The sequence below is a fragment of the Acidimicrobiales bacterium genome, assembly GCA_036399815.1.
In the GTDB taxonomy this organism is placed as follows: Bacteria; Actinomycetota; Acidimicrobiia; order Acidimicrobiales; family DASWMK01; genus DASWMK01.
Window position 1 is genome coordinate 1 of the sequence record DASWMK010000205.1, and the last position, 1,967, is coordinate 1,967.

General features: G+C 77.7%; 2 protein-coding genes. Both read right to left on the reverse strand.

What is annotated here, in order from left to right; translation table 11 throughout:
- Positions 1 to 976 (reverse strand): histidine kinase dimerization/phospho-acceptor domain-containing protein (locus VGB14_15505; GenBank protein ID HEX9994335.1); only part of this gene is annotated, 976 nt, incomplete at its 3' end.
- Complete coding sequence (locus VGB14_15510; protein ID HEX9994336.1) at positions 966 to 1,643, reverse strand: response regulator transcription factor; 678 nt, start codon at positions 1,641 to 1,643, stop codon at positions 966 to 968. The genes VGB14_15510 and VGB14_15505, both read right to left, overlap by 11 nt.
- Positions 1,644 to 1,967 lie beyond the last annotated feature (324 nt).

Below are 1,967 nucleotides of genomic sequence, written 5' to 3' on the forward strand. Positions count from 1 at the left end.
CCAGCGCCGCCCGGTCGCCGTCGACCCGGCCGCCGGACACCGACCGGGTGTCGACCTCCAGCCCGGTCGACGCCCGCAGCCGGCCGGCCTCCTCGAACACGAGGTCGTCGACGTCGAGCGGCCGGCGCCGCAGCGGGAGCGAGCCCTCGTCGGCGCGGGCGAGGAGCAGGAGGTCGTCGACCACGGCCTGGAGGCGGAGGTCCTCCGCCAGCACGGTGGCGGCCAGGTCGGCGGCGTCGGCCCGGTCCGGGTGGGCCAGCGCCACCTCGGCGTGCTGGCGGATGGAGGCGACCGGCGACCGCAGCTCGTGGGAGGCGTCGGACACCAGCCGCCGCTGCCGGGCCTGCGCCTCCTCCAGCCGGTCGAGCATGCGGTTCATCGTCCCGGCCAGCCGGGCGATCTCGTCGGACCCGGGCGGCACCGGGACCCGGCGGTGGAGCTGGGCGGCGGAGACGGCGTCGACCTCGGCCCTGATCGCTTCGACCGGCGCCAGCGCCCGGCCGGTCAGCCGCCACACGGTGAGCCCGACGAGCACGAGCAGCGCCGGCACGCCGGCGGCGAGCAGGGCCACCACCGACCCGACCGAGTCGTCCACGTCGTCGAGCGACCGGCGGACCCGCACGGTGAGCGCCCCGGCCGGGGCATCCGCGGCCAGCCAGCGCTCCCCCTCGTCCAGGTCGCTCACGCCCGCGGCCACGACCCGGCCGCCGGCGTCGAGGACCTCGACGGACTCGTCGTCGACGGTGAGCGCCACGGCGTCCGCCGGCGAGACACCGCCCTCGACCTCGGTGGCGACGGCCGCGGCCCGCAGCCGGGCCGCCGTCCGCACCTCGCCGGTCAGGCTCGAGCGCAGGGAGGCGACGAGCACGACGGCGCCGGCGAGCAGCGCGGCGCCGACGACGGCGACGGCCGCCACGGTCGCCCGCACCCGCACGGTGCCGAGCCGGGCCCGCAGGCCCGGGCGCTCACCCGCCATCGGCGGCCAGCCGGTACCCGGCGCCCCGCAGGGTCTCGATCGACGCCCGCCCGAACGGCCGGTCGAGCTTGTTGCGCAGGTGGCGGACGTAGACCTCGACGATGTTCGGGTCGCCCTCGAAGTCCACGTCCCACACGTGGTCGAGCACCTCCCGCTTCGACACCACCTCGCCGGCCCGCCGGAGCAGGAACTCGAGCAGCGACAGCTCGCGGGCGGTCAGCTCGACCTCGACGTCGCCCCGCCACGCCCGCCGGGCGGCCGGGTCGAGGCGGAGGTCGCCGGCGGCCAGCACCGCCGGCCGCTCCCGGGCGCCCCGCCGCAGCAGCGCCCGCAGCCGGGCGACGAGCACGGCGTGGGAGAACGGCTTGGCGAGGAAGTCGTCGGCGCCGGTGTCGAGGGCCTCGACCTCGTCCCACTCGCCGTCCTTGGCCGTGAGGACCAGCACCGGCGTCCAGTTCCCGTCGTCCCGGAGGGCCCGGCACACCCGGTACCCGTTGAGGCCGGGGAGCATGAGGTCGAGGACGATGGCGTCGTACGGGTGCTCGCGGGCCATCCACAGGCCGTCGACCCCGTCGCCGGCCACGTCGACCGCGAACCCCTCGGCCTCCAGCCCCGCCCGCACGCCGGCGGCCAGGCGCTCCTCGTCCTCCACGACCAGCACCCGCACGCCCGCCCATGCTGGCCCAGGGGGCTGAACCGGCGCTGAACGCGCCCGGCGGCGCGCCAACCTGCCTACCGCCCGGTAGGGTGGTCGGGCCGCCGGCTCCCCTGCCGGCGACGGGCCCGTTCGAGAGTTGCTCCGAGTCGGCCTGCCGTAGTCCGACCGTCTGGAGTCTCGTCCCTTGACCTTCGCCTCGCTCGGCGTTGCCCCGCCCGTCGTCCGCTCCCTCGCTGCGAGGGGGATCACCGAGCCGTTCCCGATCCAGGCGGCCACCCTGCCCGACGCGCTCGCCGGGCGCGACGTGTCCGGCCGGGCCCCCACCGGCTCGGG